This is a genomic window from Sphaerisporangium rubeum (genome assembly GCF_014207705.1).
Taxonomy (GTDB): Bacteria; Actinomycetota; Actinomycetes; order Streptosporangiales; family Streptosporangiaceae; genus Sphaerisporangium; species Sphaerisporangium rubeum.
This window is the reverse complement of sequence record NZ_JACHIU010000001.1, coordinates 920,770-937,869: the sequence shown is the minus strand read 5'-3', so window position 1 is coordinate 937,869 and position 17,100 is coordinate 920,770. Positions and strand designations below refer to the sequence as shown.

General features: G+C 71.5%; 17 protein-coding genes. 8 read left to right on the top strand and 9 right to left on the bottom strand.

The features are described from left to right. Window positions 1-53: 53 nt before the first annotated feature. The gene (locus BJ992_RS03755; protein WP_184987547.1) at window positions 54-1,112 is read right to left on the bottom strand and encodes a CapA family protein; all 1,059 of its coding nucleotides are present in this window, start codon (window positions 1,110-1,112) and stop codon (window positions 54-56) included. Between the two features lie 466 nt (window positions 1,113-1,578). Here BJ992_RS03755 and BJ992_RS03750 point away from each other — a divergent pair, with 466 nt between their 5' ends. Then, on the top strand, window positions 1,579-3,768 hold the full coding sequence (locus tag BJ992_RS03750; protein ID WP_184978550.1) for a molybdopterin-dependent oxidoreductase: 2,190 nt from the start codon (window positions 1,579-1,581) through the stop codon (window positions 3,766-3,768). Window positions 3,769-3,848: 80 nt separating this feature from the next. Then, window positions 3,849-4,790: a Rieske (2Fe-2S) protein gene (locus tag BJ992_RS03745; RefSeq protein WP_343072487.1), complete on the top strand. Its 942-nt coding sequence runs from the start codon at window positions 3,849-3,851 to the stop codon at window positions 4,788-4,790. 3 nt (window positions 4,791-4,793) lie between these two features. On the opposite strand, the gene BJ992_RS03740 is transcribed toward BJ992_RS03745, so the two are convergent. The 4 genes from BJ992_RS03740 to BJ992_RS03725 all read right to left on the bottom strand — a co-directional run bounded on the left by BJ992_RS03740 (window position 4,794) and on the right by BJ992_RS03725 (window position 7,734). Continuing rightward, window positions 4,794-5,027: a hypothetical protein gene (locus BJ992_RS03740; RefSeq protein WP_184978549.1), complete on the bottom strand. Its 234-nt coding sequence runs from the start codon at window positions 5,025-5,027 to the stop codon at window positions 4,794-4,796. Window positions 5,028-5,057: 30 nt separating this feature from the next. Next, window positions 5,058-5,813: a sulfite exporter TauE/SafE family protein gene (locus BJ992_RS03735; protein WP_221474676.1), complete on the bottom strand. Its 756-nt coding sequence runs from the start codon at window positions 5,811-5,813 to the stop codon at window positions 5,058-5,060. A gap of 109 nt (window positions 5,814-5,922) precedes the next feature. Continuing rightward, the gene (locus tag BJ992_RS03730; RefSeq protein ID WP_184978547.1) at window positions 5,923-6,855 is read right to left on the bottom strand and encodes an SPFH domain-containing protein; all 933 of its coding nucleotides are present in this window, start codon (window positions 6,853-6,855) and stop codon (window positions 5,923-5,925) included. 84 nt (window positions 6,856-6,939) lie between these two features. After that, window positions 6,940-7,734 carry an ABC transporter ATP-binding protein gene (locus BJ992_RS03725; protein WP_184978546.1) on the bottom strand — a complete coding sequence of 265 codons (795 nt, stop codon included), beginning with the start codon at window positions 7,732-7,734 and terminating at the stop codon, window positions 6,940-6,942. Between the two features lie 134 nt (window positions 7,735-7,868). Here BJ992_RS03725 and BJ992_RS03720 point away from each other — a divergent pair, with 134 nt between their 5' ends. Next, window positions 7,869-8,606 carry a hypothetical protein gene (locus tag BJ992_RS03720; RefSeq protein ID WP_184978545.1) on the top strand — a complete coding sequence of 246 codons (738 nt, stop codon included), beginning with the start codon at window positions 7,869-7,871 and terminating at the stop codon, window positions 8,604-8,606. Between the two features lie 121 nt (window positions 8,607-8,727). Next, window positions 8,728-9,288: a chloramphenicol phosphotransferase CPT gene (gene cpt, locus BJ992_RS03715; protein ID WP_343072486.1), complete on the top strand. Its 561-nt coding sequence runs from the start codon at window positions 8,728-8,730 to the stop codon at window positions 9,286-9,288. 104 nt (window positions 9,289-9,392) lie between these two features. Here cpt and BJ992_RS03710 read toward each other — a convergent pair whose 3' ends face one another. Further along, window positions 9,393-10,025 (bottom strand): response regulator, encoded by a 633-nt coding sequence (locus BJ992_RS03710; RefSeq protein ID WP_184978544.1) that lies wholly within the window; start codon window positions 10,023-10,025, stop codon window positions 9,393-9,395. After that, window positions 10,022-11,152: a GAF domain-containing sensor histidine kinase gene (locus BJ992_RS03705; protein WP_184987541.1), complete on the bottom strand. Its 1,131-nt coding sequence runs from the start codon at window positions 11,150-11,152 to the stop codon at window positions 10,022-10,024. The genes BJ992_RS03710 and BJ992_RS03705 overlap by 4 nt, the downstream gene beginning before the upstream one ends. 133 nt (window positions 11,153-11,285) lie before the next feature. Between BJ992_RS03705 and BJ992_RS03700 the strand changes: the two genes are divergently transcribed. The 3 genes from BJ992_RS03700 (at window position 11,286) to BJ992_RS03690 (ending at window position 13,606) form a co-directional block, all read left to right on the top strand. Beyond that, window positions 11,286-11,957, top strand: a complete 672-nt coding sequence (locus BJ992_RS03700; RefSeq protein ID WP_184978543.1) for an SDR family oxidoreductase — start codon at window positions 11,286-11,288, stop codon at window positions 11,955-11,957. Further along, the gene (locus BJ992_RS03695; RefSeq protein WP_184978542.1) at window positions 11,954-12,967 is read left to right on the top strand and encodes an S-adenosylmethionine:tRNA ribosyltransferase-isomerase; all 1,014 of its coding nucleotides are present in this window, start codon (window positions 11,954-11,956) and stop codon (window positions 12,965-12,967) included. The genes BJ992_RS03700 and BJ992_RS03695 overlap by 4 nt, the downstream gene beginning before the upstream one ends. Before the next feature lie 84 nt (window positions 12,968-13,051). Next, window positions 13,052-13,606 (top strand): hypothetical protein, encoded by a 555-nt coding sequence (locus BJ992_RS03690; RefSeq protein ID WP_184978541.1) that lies wholly within the window; start codon window positions 13,052-13,054, stop codon window positions 13,604-13,606. Between the two features lie 249 nt (window positions 13,607-13,855). Here the strand turns inward: BJ992_RS03690 and BJ992_RS03685 are convergent, their stop codons facing one another. Both BJ992_RS03685 and BJ992_RS03680 read right to left on the bottom strand, forming a co-directional pair. Beyond that, window positions 13,856-14,728 (bottom strand): lysophospholipid acyltransferase family protein, encoded by an 873-nt coding sequence (locus BJ992_RS03685; RefSeq protein ID WP_184978540.1) that lies wholly within the window; start codon window positions 14,726-14,728, stop codon window positions 13,856-13,858. Beyond that, window positions 14,725-15,498, bottom strand: a complete 774-nt coding sequence (locus BJ992_RS03680) for a GNAT family N-acetyltransferase (protein WP_184978539.1) — start codon at window positions 15,496-15,498, stop codon at window positions 14,725-14,727. The genes BJ992_RS03685 and BJ992_RS03680 overlap by 4 nt, the downstream gene beginning before the upstream one ends. Before the next feature lie 112 nt (window positions 15,499-15,610). Between BJ992_RS03680 and serB the strand changes: the two genes are divergently transcribed. Then, window positions 15,611-16,825 (top strand): phosphoserine phosphatase SerB, encoded by a 1,215-nt coding sequence (gene serB, locus BJ992_RS03675; RefSeq protein ID WP_184987539.1) that lies wholly within the window; start codon window positions 15,611-15,613, stop codon window positions 16,823-16,825. Window positions 16,826-17,100 lie beyond the last annotated feature (275 nt).

The window sequence follows — 17,100 nt, the reverse complement described above, 5'->3', positions numbered from 1 at the left end:
TTTCGGTGCGGCAAATACTCACATAGCGGCACCATGGCACGTCATCCCCGGAATCAGGGGTCGGGGGACAGCCCGGCGCAGGACCGCAGACCCTTCCAGGAGGAGATGGCGGACTGGCGCGCCTGGCCGGTGAGCGGGACAGGGATGCCGCCGGTGATGCGGGCCGGGGTCCACTGGTCCTTGAGCACCTTGCGGCCCTGGATGGTGAGGGTGAGCACCCCGGTGGCGCCGGTCTGCGGGCCGGAGTTGTAGAAGACGAAGTTCCCCATGCCGTAGTTGACGTACCGGCCGCGCAGGTAGCCGCTGCCGAGCAGGATGTGCGCGTGGCCGCCGATGATGACGTCCGCGCCTGCGGCGATCAGCTTCGGCGCGAGGCTCCGCTGCGCCGGGTTGGGGCATCCTTGCAGTTCGGTGCCCCAGTGCAGGTGCACGATCACGGTGTCGGACGTCTTGCGCGCCTGGCGTACGGCCTGGATGAGCCGGTCCTCGTCCTTGGCGGACGCGAGGCCGCCTTGCGTGGACGTCGCGGTCCACGACTGGATGAACTCCGAGTCCAGCACCTGGGTGGCGCCGATGATCGCGACGCGGTTGCCGTTGACGGTGCGGCGGTACGGCTTGTAGGCCTCCGCGGCGTTTCTGCCGATGCCGACGACGGGGAACTTGGCGCGGCGGATCGCGGCGAGGGAGTCGCGCAGGCCGGACTGCATGTAGTCCATGCCGTGGTTGTTGGCCATGGAGGCGACGTCCACGCCGGCGGCCTTGAGCGCGGTGAGCGCGCTCGGCGGCGCGCGGAAGGTGAACTGCTTGCCTGGCGCGGGGGTGCCGCCGGTGGTGATGGCGGTCTCCAGGTTGATCATGGCGAGGTCGGCGCGCTTCAGCACCGAGGAGATGGGGCCGAGCGCGGTGCGGGGGTTGGCGAGCCGGCCCCGCAGGACGCCTTCGAAGTGGGTGTCGCCGCCGAAGGCGATGGTGAACGGCTTGGGCCGGGCCGCCTGCGGGGTGCGGGTGGCGCCTGCGGTGGCGGAGGAGCCGGAGCCCTTGTCACCGTCGGGTGACGCCGACTCGGCAGGGGAACATGCCGCGGCCGCGGCGACGACGGACGTCGCGAGCATGACGGCGGCGGTGCGGCGGGCCGGCCCTGGCAGGGTCGCGCTTCGCCGGGGGGAGGCGGGGGGCGGTATGGGTGGGCTGGGGTGACTTCTCATCGCTCCAGAGCATGCCATCTTCCACCTGTAGTTGGACACCGCCGCACGAGTGCGTAGCAAGTTCATCCAACGTGGAAGATCCCTTTACTCACGCCATTCGGGTCATGAGCCGGAAGTGGCCGGGCCGAAGGCTGCCACCTCCGGGCCCGGCGGGGGGATGGGACATGTGGGTGCCATCGAAAGGGCGGAGATGGCGTCTCCACGCTACCAAGCGTGGCCGCCGGTTCCACAAGACCGGCCGTGCGACGGTTCTCCGCAGCGGCTCCACGGTTCACGCGCTCGGCACCACAACGCACCACACGGATCCCACGGGCTTCACAGGCCGCGGCCGGACGGCGAAGATGAGTTCACCAAGCGAACTCAGGAGGCGTCCATGCGCACCGCTCACCGGACCTGCCCGCTGTGCGAGGCCGTCTGCGGCCTGACGATCACGCTGGACGACGGCGGCCGGGTGACGGGGGTGCGCGGCGACGACGCCGACCCGTTCAGCAAGGGCTTCGTCTGCCCCAAAGGCGCGAGCCTCGGCCGCCTGGACGAGGACCCCGACCGCCTGGACGTCCCCATGGTGCGCAGGGACGGCACGTGGCACGAGGTGAGCTGGGCCGAGGCGTTCGCGGCCGTGGAGCGTGGCCTCGCCGCCGTACCCGGGCCGTCGCGCGCCGTGTACCTCGGGAACCCGAACGCGCACACCATGGCGGGTTCGCTGTACGGCCCGGCGCTGGTCAGGTCGCTCGGCACGCGTCAGGTGTTCTCGGCGAGCACGGCCGACCAGATGCCGAAACACGTGTCGGCGGGGCTGATGTTCGGCGACCCGCTGGCCATCCCGGTCCCCGACCTGGACCGCACCGACTTCCTGCTGATGCTCGGCGCCAACCCCCTGGAGTCCAACGGGTCGCTGTGCACCGCGCCTGACTTCCCCGGCCGGCTCAAGGCGCTGCGTGCGCGCGGCGGCCGCCTGGTCGTGGTGGACCCGCGGCGCACCCGCACGGCGAAACTCGCCGACGAGCACCTGTTCGCACGGCCGGGGACCGACGCGCACCTGCTGATGGGCATGGTGCACACCTTGTTCGCCGAGAAGCTGACGGACGTGCGCGTGCCGGTGAGCGGCCTCGACGAGCTGGCGGACGCGGCGGCGGCCTTCACCCCCGAGGCCTGCGCGGCGGTGTGCAGGGTCCCCGCGGAGCGGATCGCGGGGCTGGCGCGTGAGCTGGCCGCCGCGCCGGCCGGCGCGGTGTACGGCAGGATCGGCACGTGCACCGTGGAGTTCGGCACGCTCGCGCAGTGGCTGGTGGACGTGCTCAACGTGCTCACCGGCAACCTCGACCGGCCAGGCGGCGCGATGTTCCCCTGCCCCGCCGTCGGCAGGCCGCGGCGGCGCAGGCCGTACACCACCGGACGCTGGCACAGCAGGGTGCGCGGTCTTCCCGAGGCGAACGGCGAACTGCCGGTGGCGACGCTGGCCGACGAGATCGAGACGCCGGGTGAGGGACAGATCAGGGCCCTGATCACAGTGGCGGGGAACCCGGTGCTGTCGGCGCCGGGAGGCGCGCGGCTGGACGAGGCCCTGAACCGGCTCGACCTCATGGTGAGCGTCGACCCGTACCTGAACGAGACCACGCGGCACGCGCACGTGATCCTGCCGCCGCCGCGGGTGCTCCAGTCGGGTCACTACGACTTCGCGCTGCTCGGTTTCGCGGTCCGCGACTACGCGCGGTACTCGCCGCCGGTGCTGCCGCTGCCGGACGGACGGCCGTCGGAGGCGGAGATCCTGGCCAGGCTCGCGATGATCGCGTCCGGACAGGGGGCCGGGGCCGACCCCGGCCTGGTGGACGAGCTGATCCTGGACCAGACGCTGCGCGCCGCCGTGGAGACGCCTGGCTCGCCGGTGGAGGGACGCGACCCCGCCGCGCTGCGGGCCGCGCTCGACGGGGCCACCGGCGCGGAGCTGCGGCTGGACGCCATGCTGCGGCTCGGGCCGTACGGCGCGTGGGGTGGACGGCTGCCGTACGGCGGTGACGCGCTGTCGCTGGCGACGCTGCGCGCGCACCCGCACGGGCTGGACCTCGGGCCGCTGCGGCCACGGCTCGCCGAGGTGCTGCGTACCGCGTCGGGGACGGTGGAGCTGGCCCCCGGGCCGATCCTGGCGGACGTGGCGCGGCTGCGGGAGGCGCTCACGCGGGAGGCGAGCCCGTTCGTGCTGATCGGCCGGCGGCACCTGCGGTCCAACAACAGCTGGATGCACAATGTGGCACCGCTGGTCGGCGGCAGCAACCGGTGCACGCTCCAGATCCACCCCGACGACGCCGCCGAGCTCGGGCTGGCGGGGACGGCGGTCGTGCGGTCCGCCACCGGGGAGCTGACCGTCGCGGTGGAGCCGACCGACACGATCATGCGCGGGGTGGTGAGCCTGCCGCACGGCTGGGGCCACGCCGGGACCACGCAGGCGGTGGCGGCCGGCCACGCCGGGGTGAGCGCCAACGTGCTGACCGACGCGTCCCGGGTGGACCCGCTGTCGGGTAACGCGGTGTTCAACGGGGTGCCGGTCACCCTCACCCCCGCCTGACCTGCCATGGGTAGCCTGAAGCGAAACTCCGTGTTTCCGTTGGGTCTCAGGGGTACGTCCCCTAGGCAGAGGGGGCGAAAGTGGAGGAAACTTCGAATTCGATCAACTCGCGGCGCCGGACGCTCCGGGAGACCCTGGGGCTCGGACGCAGGTCGCTGCCGGACGGGCTCACCGAGCGTCTGCAGCACCTGAGCGCACTGGACCGGGTCACCCAGGGCCTGGCCAAAGGCGTACGCCAGGTGCTACCGGCCGGCCATCCCCTGCGCGACCTGCTGCACGGTGTGCCGACCGGCCACCCGCTGCATCCGCCGCTCGCCACGGTCAGCCTGGGCTGCTGGACCGCCACGGCCGTGCTCGATGTCATCGACGCCGATCCCCGCGCCACCCGGGCCGTCCTCGCCACCGGCGTCATGAGCGCGCTGCCGACGGCCGCCGCGGGGATCGCCGACTGGTCGGTGCTGCACCGCGAGCAGCAACGGGTGGGCTTCGTCCACTCCTTGATCAACCTCGCCGCGCTCGGCCTGTACACCGGCTCGCTGTGGATGCGCGCGACCGGCCGCCACAACGCGGGCCGCACCATGGGCTTCCTCGGCCTGGCCGCCGCCGGAGTGGGGGGTTTCCTCGGGGGCCACCTGGCCTACCGCATGACCGCGGGCCCGTCCCACGCGGAGACGCTGACCCATCTGGTCCCGCTGGGGTGGCACGACCTGTGCCGCCTGTGGGACCTGCCTGACGGACGTCCCGTGACGCGCCGCCTCGGCTACATCCAGTTGTTCGTCCTGCGCCACGGCGCGCACGTGAAGGTCCTCGCCGACCACTGCTCCCACCTCGCGGGCCCGTTGCACCAGGGCAGGCTGGTCCTGGAGAAGGACGAGGCCTGTGTGGTGTGCCCCTGGCACGGCAGCGTCTTCCGCATCGAGGACGGCGCGGTGCTGCACGGCCCCGCCACCGCTCCGCAGCCGGCCTTCGAGGTCAACGTGCGGGGGGACGGCGTCGTGCAGGTGCGTCCCCGGCAGAGCTGACCGTCACTCCTCAGGGTCCTCGGCGTCCGCGGCGGGGTACTCGACGAGGGCCAGGATGCGGCTCGCCATGAAACGTGCGGTACGGACCGGGGTGCCGGTCCTGGTGACCTCGGTCACTTCGATCAGGCCCCGGCGGGTGGCCACGTCCACGCGGCGGCCGGCCTTGGTTGCGATCACTTCGTAGGTGCGCGGCGTGCCGCCTGCGTCGATGACGATCTCGACCCGGTCACCCTTCATGTCTGAGTAAATACCCACTTGGGGGTGCGGTTATCCGTACACCAGTTTGACAATCGCCACCACACCGACGACCACGATGACGGCACGCAGGAGGCGGGGGGACAGCCGGCGGCCGACGCGTGCGCCGAGGAATCCCCCCAGCGTCGAGCCCAGCGAGATCACCAGGACGGCCTGCCAGTCGACCGGCGCGATGAAGGCGAACAGGATGGCGGCCGAGGCGTTGACCAGCAGGGACAGCATGTTCTTCGCGGCGTTGACGCGCTGGAGGTGCTCGTCGAGGAAGATGCCGAGCAGCCCGATGAGGACCACTCCCTGCGCCGCGCCGAAGTAGCCGCCGTACACGCCGGCGGCGAGGACCCCGAGCCACAGCCAGATCCCGCCGTGCGGGTGCGCCGTCTCGCGGCGGCCGGCCACCCAGGCGTTCATCTTCGGCTGCAGGACCACCATGACGCACGCGATCGCGATCAGGACCGGCACGATCACCTGGAACGCCTTGGCCGGCAGGACGAGGAGCAGCAGGCCACCCGCCAGCGCACCGGCCACCGACGCCGAGCCGAGGCGCAGCAGGCGGTCACGTTGCCCCTTCAGTTCCTCGCGGTACCCGATGACCCCGGACACGCCGCCGGCGACCAGGCCGACGTTGTTGGAGACGTTGGCGACGATCGGCGGGTACCCCAGCGCGAGCAGGGTCGGGAACGTGATCAGTGATCCCGACCCGACCACGGCGTTGATCCCCCCCGCCGCGACCCCCGCCACCAGGGCCGCGACCACTTCCCAAGGCCCCAAAATTTCACCTTTCGTACGGCTTCGCCCGATATTAGGCGGACGTACCGTACCCATGAGACCTCAGGGACCCTGTCCGGTTCCTCCCCACCCCTTGGCGGGCCGAACCCGGTCAGCGGGCCGCGGGACCCTCGTCCTGCCGCACCGAGAACCGGCCGCCGAGGTCCGCACCGCCGTCCGTCCCACTGTGCGTCCCAGTGTGCGTCCCGCTGTGCGTCCGACCGTCCGTCCCGGCGGCCTCGGGAAAGTCCTGGAGATACCGGTACGCCAGCGACCGCTGCTCGGCATCCCCCTCCTGGATGGCGTGGAACACCATGGCGATGGCGTCGGCCTGCCCCTTGGCGCGCATGGCCCGTGCCTCCGCCTCCGCCTGCGCGCGCAGCACCGCGGCCTCCGCCTCGCCGCGCGCCTTGAGCACCGCGGCCTGCCGCTCACCCTCGGCGGTCAGGACGGCGGACTGCTTGCGTCCCTCGGCGCTCAGGATGGACGCGCGCTTCTCCCGCTCGGCGCGCATCTCCTTCTCCACCGCGTCCTGGACGAAGCCAGGCGGGTCGATCGACTTGAGCTCCACGCGGTCGATCCGGACACCCCACCGGCCGGTCACCTCGTCCAGCGCGGCGCGCAGCCTGGCGTTGATCTCGTCGCGCGAGGCGAGCGCGCGATCGAGGTCCATGCCGCCGACCACCTCACGCAGCGTGGTCACCGCAATCTGCTCCACGGCGGCGAGGAAGCCCGCGATCTCGTACGTGACGGCCCTCGGGTCGGTGACCTGGTAGTAGATCACCAGGTCGGCGGAGATCACCAGGTTGTCCGAGGTGTTCACCGGTCGCGGCGGGAAGGACACCACCTGCTCGCGAAGGTCCACGACGGTGCGCACACCGTCCGCGAACGGCACCACGACGTTGACGCCGGGTCCGAGCGTGCGGTGGTACCGGCCGAGGCGCTCGACGACGTACGCCTGTCCCTGCGGCACGATGCGAATCGCTCTATAAGCCGCGTAACCGGATAATGCCACCACAAAAGCGGCGACGATGAGCTGAGTCATAAGCTGCTCCGACCGGACGATTCACAAGTCCCCCGGCCGGAATGATATTTGGTCCGGGCTTTACCCGGCCGCCGGCCGCGCCGCTCAGCCCGGCAGCGCGCGTGCGTACCACCGGCCGTCCGCGCTGGTCTCCAGGCTCAGCGGCACGCCGAAGGTGCGGGACAGATTGTCCGCGGTCATCACGTACTCGATCGGCCCCTGCGCCACCACCGAGCCGTGCCGCAGCAGCAGCACGTGCGTGAACCCGCTCGGCACCTCCTCGACGTGGTGGGTCACCAGCACCATCGCCGGCGCTTTGGCGTCGTACGCCAGCGCGGACAGGCGCCGCACGAGATCCTCCCGGCCTCCGAGGTCCAGGCCGGCGGCCGGCTCGTCCAGGAGCAGCAACTCGGGGTCCGGCATCATCGCACGAGCGATCTGCACCCTTTTGCGCTCACCCTCCGACAGGGTGCCGAACTTGCGCCTGATCAGGTGAGCGCAGCCGAGCTGATCGATCAGCTCCACCGCGCGCGTCACGTCCCCCGACTCGTATTCCTCGTTGTAGCGGCCGAGGATGGCGTACGACGCCGTGAGAACCAGATCGATGACCTTCTCGTCCGACGGCACGCGCTCGGCGATCGACGCGCTCGCCAGCCCGATGCGGGGCCGCAGCTCGAACACGTCGGTCTTGCCGAGCGTCTCCCCGAGGATCTCGACCGAGCCGTCACTCGGGTACAGCAACGCCGCGGCGACCTGCAGCAGCGTCGTCTTCCCCGCGCCGTTGGGGCCGATCACGACCCAGCGCTCGTCCTCCTCGACGGTCCAGTCGATGCCCCGCAACAGAGCGGCGCCATCTCTGCGGACGGCGACATCCTGGAGCCGAAGCACCTGACCACCCATCCCGACTACCTCCTGACATGTCGATCCGGGCCCACGCGGGGTCACCGCGCTCGCCCGGCTCCACCCGGCGGGCCGCCCCGCCGGGTGTCCCTCGGGACCAAACCTATTGCAGCATCAGCGCATATCGTGGTCCGGTGCACCCCGATTCACCGATCTCCACCACCTTGGTAGCCTGGGGCAACGCCTGGCTCACCGGGCACGCCGGGCTGGACGACGCCGTCGACCGGCTGGAGCGCGCGGGGGGACCCCAGGTCGTCTCGTCAGGCGGCACCGAGGTGACGCTGCGGTCCTACCTCGCCGACCTGCGGGTGGAAGGCATGAGCGCGCTGCGCCTCTCCCTGCCCGCCTCCGGCGACCCTCTCGGCCTCACCGGGCCACCCCCGTTCACCATGGCCGCCGTCGAGGCCGGCGAGGCCGCCACCGCCGTGCTTCCCCAGCGCTGCGTCGGCCTCGTGCCGTCCCCCGACCGCCGCGGCTCCTCGTACGCCGGTGTCCGCTGGACCGCCATGGAGGCCAGCGTCACCCCTCCCGACGTCCCCGCGCTCCCCGAGGCCGAGCACGCGCTCACCACCGCGATGCGCTCGGCCACCGAGGCCCTGCTGACCGTGGAAGGCCCCGACCAGTCCCACCCGTCCCTCCCCCGTTCCGCCACCGAAGGCCTCGCCCCCGGCTACCCCGCCAGAGCCCACCGCGTCGCCGCGCTGACGGCCCGTCTCGCCGCCGCCGTCCGCTTCGCCAGGGAACGCGGCCTGAGCTCCACCCAGATCCACACCCGCGCCGAGGCCCTGCGCGACCTCGACCGCGCCATCCGCCGCGCCAGAGTCGCCGCGCACAACAGCGTCCTCGACCCCCGCCACTCCCCCCGTCCCTGATCGGCCCCGCCGTCCCTCGGGCCCCCGACGGCCCCGAGGGCCGGCGGCCACCTCGTTCAGACCAGGCGGCCTCGGAAAACGGCTTCTCAGCGTGGCGGCAGACCGTCTACGGTGTCGGACCGTGGCCACTCAGGTGATCGTGCTCAACGGCGGATCCAGCGCCGGCAAGTCCGAGATCGTCCGCCACCTTCAGGCCGTCCTCCCGCGACCATGGCTGGCCTTCGGCGTCGACTCACTCATCGAGGCGATGCCTGTGTCCATGCGAGCCTCCAGCGCAGGCATCGAGTTCGCCGACGACGGCGGCATCGACGTCGGCCCCGGCTTCATGGCCCTGCAGACGGCATGGATGCGGGGCATCGCCGCGATGGCCCACGCCGGAGCCCCCGTCATCATCGACGACGTCTTCCTCGGCGGCGCCGCCACCCAGCAACGCTGGAGAACAGCCCTGACCGGCCTGACCGTCCTGTGGACCGGCGTCCGCTGCGACAGCACGGTGGCCGCCGAACGCGAGAGGACCAGAGCCGACCGCATCCCCGGAATGGCCGTGTCGCAGGCCCGAATCGTCCACGAAGGCGTCCACTACGACGTGGAAGTCGACACCACCCACACCGACTCCCTCACCTGCGCCGAAACCATCGCCGACCACGTACAACCCCCCGACCGACCGCTCCCTCCCGAGTGACCGACCCAGGCCCACTCGCGAGCCCAACCGCACCTCGCCACACCGCCGGACCCTCCCCCGCCGTTGACCCTCCTCAAAGCGGGTAGGACAGGCTCATCGCGGCATCAGGCCAACCCGTGGCGGACGGCGTACAGCGCGGCCTGGGTGCGGTCCTGCACCCCCAGCTTCATGAGGACGTTGGACACGTGGGTCTTCACGGTCTTCTCGGCGACGACCAGTTCCCTCGCGATCTCACGGTTGGACCGGCCGGAGGCGATCAGGGCCAGCACCTCCCGCTCCCTGTCGGTGAGCACCGCGATGGACGGCGGCCCGGAGGAAGGGACGGCCGGGCCGGACAGCATCGCGTCGGCGGCCTCGGGGGCCAGCAGGACCTGGCCGCCGTGTACGGCGCGGACGGCCCGCACCAGCGCGTCGGGGTCGACGTCCTTGTAGAGGAACCCGGCGGCACCTGAGCGCATCGCGGGGGCCACGTCACCGCGGTCGCTGACCGACGTCAGCACGATCACCCGGGTCGGCGCTCCACGTCCGGCGAGTTCCCGCAGCGCGCCGAGGCCGTCGAGCACAGGCATCTTCAGGTCCAGCAGCAGCACGTCAGGGGCCAGGGAACCGACCAGCGAGACGGCCTCGGCCCCGTCACCCGCCTCCCCCACCACGTCCAGGTCGTCCTGTAACGCGAGAAAGGTCCGCAGGCCCTGACGCACCACGGGATGGTCGTCCGCGATCACCACCCGGATCACCGGGGCACCTCCAGCCGTACCAGGGTTCCCTCCCCGAGCGCCGACACGACCTTCAACGTGCCGTCGAGCACCTCCGCGCGGTCGCGCATGGACAGCAGCCCGAGCCCCCGCAACGTCGGCTCCTCCACCACGAACCCGTCGCCGTCGTCCCGTACCTCCAGCACCACGCACCCACCCGCGGTGGCCAGGGCCACGTGGATGGCGGACGCGCCGGCGTGCCGCAGCGCGTTGTGCAGCGCCTCCTGCGCGACCCGTAGCACCGTCACCTCGGTGTCCGGCCGGAGGTTCTCCACTTCGGACCCCTCGAACGTCATCGTCACGGAGGAGAGCCGGTCGAGCGACGCCACGTGCTTGCGGAGCGTCTCGGACAACCCGTGCCGGTCCAGCTCGGCGGGCCGCATCTCCACGATGACGGCACGCAGCTCGGCCAGCGCCTCACCCGCCAGCCGCCGGACCCGGTCGATCTCGGTGCGGGCCCGCTCCAGGTCGGCGTCCAGCAGTGTCGACGCCGCCTGCGCGGTGAGCCGCAGGGAGAACAGTTTCTGCGTCACCGCGTCGTGCAGCTCACGCGCCATCCGTGTCCGTTCCTCGGCGACGGTCAGCTCCCGCACGTACTCGTACAGCCGCGCGTTGGTCATCGCGATGGCCGCGTGCGCCGCGAACAACATCAACAGGCTCTCGTCCCGCTCGGTGAACCCACCGGGAGCCCGCTTGTTGGACAGGAACAGGATGCCGAGCACACTGTCGCCGTCCTTGACCGGCACCCCGATGAAGTCCTTCAGCACCGGATGCGCCGCCGGCCACCACCCGAACCTCGGATCCTCCCGGATGTCGGCGAGCCGCACCGGCGCCGCCTCCCGCAACAACGCCGCCAGCATGCCGTGCTGACGCGGCAACGGCCCGATCGCCTCCCACTGCCGGTCCGACACCCCTTCCGCGACGAACTCGGCGAACGACCCGTCGTCGTCCGGCACGCCGAGCGCCGCGTACCGAGCGTCGAGCAGGGTCCGCGCCGACCGCACGATCACCTGCAGCACCTCGCGCACCGACAGATGGCGCGTCACCGCGAGCACGGCCGAACTGACCGCGTGCAGCACCGCGTCACGCTCCCCCGCGCCGTACGGCATGTCCTCCACGCACCTCACTGTAGGCGTCGCGGCGGCAGGTGAACCGGGTCCGAGGTCCTAGGCCCATGTGCCGAGACCGGGTACGGCCCGCGGCCCGATGCCCCGCAGGCGGCCCGCTCCTACCGTCGAAGCCATGACGCGAGACGCACGAACAGCCCTGGTCACCGGAGCTTCACGGGGCCTCGGCCTGGCCTTGACCCGCGCTCTGGCCGCCGACGGCTGGCACCTGGTCATCACCGCACGGGGAGCGGACGAACTGGAGAAGGCGGCGCTGGAGACCGGCGCGACGGCGCTGGCCGGCGACGTCGCCGACCCCGCGCACCGAGCGCGGCTCGCGCAGGTCGTGAACGGGCTCGGGGGCCTCGACCTGCTGGTGAACAACGCGAGCACGCTCGGCGCCACACCGCTGCCGTCCCTGGCGGTCTATCCGCTCGACGCCTTCGACGACGCGCTGCGGCAGAACGTCGTCGCGCCGCTCGGCATGATCCAGGCCACGCTGCGGGGGCTGCGTGAGCGTGGCGGCGCGGTGGTCAACATCTCTTCCGACGCGGCGGTCGAGGCGTACGAGGGGTGGGGCGGGTACGGCGCCACCAAGGCGGCGCTTGAGCAGTTGTCCAAGGTGCTCGCCGCGGAGGAGCCCGGCGTCGCGGTGTGGTGGGTCGACCCCGGCGAGATGCGCACCCGCATGCTGGCCGACGCGATCGGCGAGGAGGAGGCCGCCGCGGCCGACGACCCCGAGCTGGTCGCCGCGTTCCTGGTCGACCTGGTGCGGGCCCGGCCGGACAGCGGCCGGGTGACCCGATGATCACCTTCGAGCTGCCCGCGGTCCGCGAGGCGCACGAACCCCCTGAGGCACGCGGCCCGTCCCGCGACGCCGTACGCCTGATGGTGTCGGGAAAGGACACCGGTGCCGTCACCCACCACGACTTCACCGAACTACCCGACCTGTTGCAGCCAGGCGACCTGCTGGTCGTCAACGACTCGGCCACCCTGCCGGCGGCGGTGCCGCTCGACCGCCTGACCGTGCACTTCTCCACCGAACGCGAGGACGGCCTGTGGCTCGTGGAGCTGCGCCGCCGCACCGGGGACACCACCGTGCCGTACGGCGGAGGCGAGCCGGGAGAGTGGCTTCCCATGCCGGGTGGCGCCACCCTGCGGCTCCTCGGCCGCGAGACACCGCGGCTGTGGCGTGCCACGCTCGACCGGGACGTACCAGGTTACCTGCGGGAACACGGCAAGCCCATCAGGTACTCGTACGTGTCGAGAGACTGGCCGCTCGCGGCGTACCAGACGGTGTTCGGGGTGCGGCCCGGCAGCGCCGAGATGCCGAGCGCGGGACGGCCGTTCAGCCCTGAGATCGTGACCGGCCTGGTCGCGCGGGGGGTGCTGATCGCGACCATCACCCTGCACACCGGGGTCGCGTCGCCGGAGAAGGACGAGCCGCCGTACGCCGAGCGCTTCTCGGTGCCGGCGCAGACGGCACGGCTGGTCAACCAGGCCGAAGGGAGGGTCGTCGCGGTCGGGACGACCGTGGTGCGCGCGCTGGAGAGCGCCGTGGCGCCGGGAGGACGGCGGGTCCGCGCGGCGCGGGGGTGGACGTCCAAGGTGGTGACGCCGCAGGAAGGCGTGCGGGTCGTCGACGGGCTGATCACAGGGTTGCACGAGCCGAGGTCCAGCCATCTGCTGATGCTCACGGCTATCGCTGGAGAGGAACTTTTGGCACGTTCCTACGAAGAAGCGATAGAAAACGCATATCTGTGGCATGAATTCGGCGATGTCCATATGATCATCCCCGACCAGACATCGTCAATATGATCGGCGGCCCCGTTTCCAGCCGATCTCCCCCCGAAATGGCGCCGCTGACCGCAGGACGCCATCATCCACTCAGGAGTCGACTCAATGCGACGGCACCTCTCCGTACTCGCCGCACTCACCCTGGCCGGCTCACTCGCCGCCTCCGCATTCGCCGTACCCGCCTCCGCGGCCCCCGCCGCGGCCCCCGTGAGCGTCAGCCACGCGATCGCCGCCCCCCAGTCCCCGCTCAAGACCACGGTGCTCTACAACAAATACGTGCGCCGCGGCGGTTCGTACACGTACACCATCAAGGCGAAGAACACCGGTGAATGGGCCACCGACCTCGCCGGCCTGTACGCGTTCCTGCCGAAGGGTGCCTCCAAGTACCGCGTGGTCAAGAAGTCCCGCTTCACCTGGTGCGACTTCGAAGGCCGCGAACTGCTCTGCGTCTTCGACACCCTCAAGCCCGGCGCCGGCACCACCATCAAGATCAAGGTCTGGCTCAAGCGCGCCACCAAGGGCAACCTCTACGGCGAGTTCGGCACCTTCTCGGTGGACGTCCCCGGCGGCGTCGACGCCACCGACCCCGAAGAGATCGAAAAGCTCGACCTCGCCCAGGACATCAAGTACATCCGCGTGAAGACCAAGGTCCTCCGCTGACCCCCGGTGCGCGGCCCCCATCGACACCAGGGGCCGCGCACCACCCCACTCCCCGACTCCATCCCCAAGCACCCCCGAGCACACCCACCTCACCCCCGAACACACCCACCTCACCCCGAGCACACCACGCCATCCCGGAGCACCACCCCGCCCCCGAGCACCGACACTCCCACCCCACCGTGACCGCCGGTTGTCCGGCGCCGACGCGGCGGGACGTGGTACGGCGAATCCGGCGCCGTCGTACGGCGCTCAAGCGGCCACCGGCACCTCGTGCACCCTCGGCAGGTCACCCGACACCGTGGCACGCGCGATCCCGGCCAGTTCACGCCGGGAGACCCCGGCCTCGTAGGCGAGCAGCGGGAACAGGGTCACCTCAACCTCAAGTTCCCGGGACGCCAGCACCCGGCCAAGGGACGCCAGCAAGGTGTCCTCCCCCACGAAGGCAGGCGCCGTGGCGAGCGCACCCCCGGCCTCGCCGTACCTCAGCGCGACCGGCCGAACGGGAACACCGGCGTCCACAGCGGCCTGGAAGAACGCCGGCCGGAACACCCCCGTCCCCCGTCCGCACCACGTGGTCCCCTCAGGGAAAGCGACCACAGACTCCCCCGACCGCAGCAGATCGGCCACTCTCCGCACAGTGGCGGGAAGCAGCGACAACCGTTCCCGGTCGATGAACACGGCGCCGCTGCCGGCCACGAGCGTCCGCAGCACCGGCCACCGCGCGATCTCACTCTTCGCGAGCGCCTTGCACGGCGTCACCGCCGCCACCACCAGCGGATCGAGCCACGACACATGGTTGGCGACGATCAGCGCGGGCCCGTCCTCAGCGACAGCCGCCGCACGAGGTGACCTGGCGCCGCCGAACACGGTGAACCCGTCCCGCACCCGCACCGTGATCCCGAGCACCCGCAGCAGCAGCCTCGCCTGCGCCATCGTGGCCGCGGCGAGCGATTCACCCCCGAGCCGCCGCGCCACCGCCATCCACGGCAGCGCCACGAGCACGACCGCCAGCACCCCGGCCACCCGGACCACCCGTCGCAGGGGCCCGGCCGTACGCGACGGCGGCGTCACGCACGCCGGCACGGTGCACGGCCCGGCCGGCAGCCACGTCCAGGCGCTCATCCCGTCACCCCGAGGAAGTGCCGCAGGTACCGCGTGTCCACCTCGGCCAGTGACAACAGGACGAAGAAGTCCGCCGTCCCGAAGTCGGGGTCGTACGCCGGGGCCCCGCAGATCCACGACCCGAGCCGCAGGTACCCCCGCAGCAGCGACGGGATCACGAACCGGTCCGGCCGCGGCACCCTGTCACCGGTCCACTCGTATCTCGGCCACACCCGGAACCGCTCGGGCCCGAGCGGGATCTTGTCGAGCACCCCGGCGGCCGTCATCCCGCCGTCGTCCAGGGGGATCGAGCAGCACCCGCCGAGCCAGCCGTACCCGCCGTCCACCATGTAGCGCGCGATCGCGGCCCACATGAGCCCCACCACCGCTCCACCCCGATGATCGGGATGCACACAGGTACGTCCGGCTTCGACCATGTTCGGTCGGATGTCTGCCAAGCCGGACAGGTCGAACTCGCCGTCGGAGTACAACCGGTCGGACCGGCCCGGCGCCAGCAGCCGGTACGTCCCGACCACCGTGTCGCCGTGCCGCACCAGAAGGTGGTCGCAGTAGGCGTCAAGCGGATCGACGTCGAGACCGGTGATCGGGGAGTCGAGGCGTGCCCCCATCTCCTCGGCGAACACCTGGTGGCGCAGGCGCTGCGCCTCCCGCATCTCCGCGGCGTTCCTCGCGAGCGTCACCGTGTACCGGCCGCGCGCGTCGGTCAGAACGCCTTGACCGTCACCGACGTCCGCGACCCCGCGGACGTCACCGGGAATGAGCTGGGTCATGGCATGCCCTCCTCCTCAGGCCCCCATGAAGACATGCGGAGATGGCCGTTCGCCGTCCGTATGGTGAACCGCGTGCGCGCTCACTCTGAGCGGTCGGTAGCGTTGTCCGGTGATGAAGCAGCGAACGCTTTTGATCACACTGAACGGCCCCGACCGGCCCGGGGTGACGTCGAGACTCTTCACCGTGCTCTCGGCGTTTCCCGTGGTGGTGGCCGACGCCGAGCAGGTCGTGATCCGTGGCAGGCTCACCCTCGGGGTCCTCGTCGCGTACGCCGGCGGCCCCCCGACCGGGACCGGCGGCACCATCGGCGCTCTGTGGAGCGCCGTGGAACGGCTGGCGGACGACCTCGGCATGGAGGTCGAGCTGTCCACCGGCACCGACGCCAAGGAGAAGCGCCGCCGCGGCCGCCTGCACGTCACCGTGCTCGGTGAGCCGCTGCTGCCGGCCGCCATGGCGGGTATCGCGGGCCGCATCGCGGCGGCCGGCGCCAACATCGACCGCATCGAGCGCCTCGCGCACGAGCCGGTCACCTGCATCGAGCTGGCCATCTCCGGCGCCGACCCCGACTCGCTGCGTACCGCGCTCGCGGCCGAGGCGGCGTTGCAGGAGGTCGACGTCGCGGTGCAGCGGTCGGGCCTGCACCGGCGGGCCAAGCGGCTCATCGTGATGGACGTCGACTCGACCCTGATCCAGGGTGAAGTGGTCGAGATGCTCGCCGCGCACGCCGGCTGCATGGACGAGGTCGAGAAGATCACCACTGCCGCCATGCGCGGGGAGCTGGACTTCGCCGCGTCCCTGCGGGAACGGGTGGCGCTGCTGGAAGGCCTCCCCGAGGAGGTCTTCGACCGGGTGCGCGCCGACGTCGTGCTCACCCCCGGTGCCCGCACCCTGGTCCGCACCCTCAAGCGGCTCGACTACCGCTTCGCCATCGTCAGCGGCGGTTTCACCCAGATCACCGACACCCTGGTGGCCGACCTCGGCATCGACTACTCCGCCGCCAACACCCTTGAGGTCGTCGACGGCAGACTCACCGGCCGCGTCGTCGGCGAGATCGTCGACCGTCCGGGCAAGGCCCGCGCTCTGGAACGCTTCGCCGCACAGGCCGGCATCCCCATCAGCCAGACCGTGGCCATCGGCGACGGCGCCAACGACCTCGACATGATCACCGCCGCCGGCCTCGGCATAGCCTTCAACGCCAAACCCGTACTCCGCCAGGCCGCCGACACCGCCGTCAACGTCCCCTACCTGGACGCCATCCTGTACCTCCTCGGCATCCCCCGAGACGAAATCCTCGCCGCCGACGCCGAAGACACCCAAACCCCCTGACCCCCGACCAGCCCCGCCACCTACCCACCAGACCCCCACCAAGCCGCAACACCACCCACCACGGCGCCACATACCCGCGAGATCGTCGAGCCGGAAACCACCCACCAAGGCGCCTCGTACCGACCAGACCACCGAACCGGAACACCACCCACCACGGCGCGGCGCCACCTACCCGCGAGATCGTCGAGCCGGAACACCACCCGCCGCGGTGCCACGTCCTCCGCACCCTGAGCGCTCCTGAACGGCGCCGCGACGGCGGGACGTGGTACGGCGAA